General features: G+C 68.6%; 2 protein-coding genes. Both read right to left on the bottom strand.

The genetic code is table 11. From position 1 onward, the window contains the following. Nucleotides 1–202 precede the first annotated feature (202 nt). Nucleotides 203–1144, bottom strand: a complete 942-nt coding sequence (locus AC2VON_RS15655) for a diacylglycerol kinase (RefSeq protein WP_486953774.1) — start codon at nt 1142–1144, stop codon at nt 203–205. Beyond that, nucleotides 1141–1832: FAD-linked oxidase C-terminal domain-containing protein (locus AC2VON_RS15650; RefSeq protein WP_486953773.1), on the bottom strand; the 692-nt coding region annotated here is incomplete at its 5' end. The genes AC2VON_RS15655 and AC2VON_RS15650, both read right to left, overlap by 4 nt.

The following is a 1832-nucleotide window of genomic DNA, read 5'->3' as shown; positions in this document are numbered from 1 at the left end:
CCGCCACGACGGCACCATCGAAACCATCCCACCCCCACACCTGGACCACGGCCAACCCAGAGTCAACAATTTCCACCACCCGGAGCGACTGCTGCGACAAACCAACCGTGCCGTTGCTGGCAGTGATGACGCCGGCCCCGACGACCCATAGCTGTGCTGGTTACTCCCGGACTGGTGGCGCCAGCGCCGCGAGGGTAGGCAGCTATACCGCCGGTTCGCCCGCCGCACGCAGGATCTGCAGTGCGGCAGGTACCGCGCTGATCTCGGCGGGCAGCGCGCACGCGTAATCGCCGTCGGCGTAGGCGTTGATGCCGGGGCATTCCACGTGGATCGACCGGGCCCGTGCCGTGGTCACCTCGTCCAGGTCGATGTGGGTGCCCTTGAACACGCTGGGGAACAGCCGGATCAGCTTGGTGCGCGACGCCGAATGCACCATCGTGACGTCGAGCAGTCCGTCGGCGTGGTCAGCGTGCGGGCAGATCAGCATGCCGCCCCCATAGCTGCGGGTGTTGCCGAACGCGGCCATCGTCAGATCGGTGTCGATCTGCTGGTGTCCTTCGGGACCGTCGAGCACCAGCCGGAACGCCAGCAGTCGCAGCCTCGACAGTTCGGCCAGCATCGCCAGGTTGTAGCGCATCCGTCCGCGCGGCCAGCGCATCCGGTTGGCCCGGTCGCTGACTAGGGAGTCGAATCCGGTTGCCGCGACGGTGCCGAACCACTTCGCGACGCCGTCCGGGGTTTGAAGGCGCCCCAGGTCGACGGTTTCGGCCCAGCCGTCGGCGATGATGTCGGCGGCGGCTTCCGGATCTGCGGTTGGCAGCCGGTATTCGCGGGCGTGGTCGTTACCGGTGCCGGCGGGCACGATGCCCAGCGGTACATCGCTGCCCGCCAGGGCTTGCAGCGCGATCGAGATCACCCCGTCACCACCGGCCACCACCAGCGCATCGGTGCCTCGTTCGACGGCTTCGCTGACGAGGCGGCGGGCATGGTCGGCGTCGGTGCCGACAATCTGGACGACATCCACACCGCGTTGTCCAAAGCGTACGACTGCCCGTTCTGCTGCGTGGGGGGCGTTGCCGTGCCCCGAAGCGGGATTGACCAGCAGGGTGATGCCGGCGATCTCCCGTTGGAGCAGTTGGGTCACGGAATCAGCTTGCCGGGATTGAGAATGCCCGCTGGATCCAACGCCGCCTTCACCGCCCGTAGCACCCGTATCCCCAGCTCACCCACCTCCGCGGTCATCCAGGGTCGATGATCGGCTCCGACCCCATGATGGTGGGTGATGGTGCCACTGGCCGCCATGATCGCGTCCGAGGCTGCGGCTTTGGCCTTGCGCCACTGCTCGATCGGGTCGCCCCGCTGCCCGGCGACGACGGTGAAATACAGCGACGCACCGGTGGCGTACACGTGCGAGATGTGGCATAGCACCAGGGCCGGCGTGCCCGATTCGGTCAGCGCGGCGGTCAGCGCGGCGGTGACCGCAGTCTTGAGCGTGTCGATGTTGGACCAGTTGGTGGCGGTCTCCAGGGTTTCGCAGAGCGCGCCGGCGGCCAGCAGCGAGTCACGCAGGTACGGCGCGGCGAACCGGCCGTGCTCCCACGCTCGTGCCGCCGCTTCGCCCAGCGACGTACCGTCGTGTGCGGCCAGCAGCGCCCGGGTTTCGGTGTGGCAGGCCTCCGCGTGCGCGGCGGTGCCCTCGAACAGGGTGATCGCCAGGCAGCCGCCGGTTATCTGGTGCTCGCCGATCGCCTCGGTGGTGGCCAGGTTGACTCCGGTTTCGGCTTCGTCGGAGAGCCGGACGACGGTCGGGCCGGTGCCGGTCTGGGCGACCG

The organism is Mycobacterium sp. TH-M82 (genome assembly GCF_057473605.1).
Note: the sequence above shows the minus strand (reverse complement) of the source record. Positions and strands in the feature narration are given on the sequence as shown.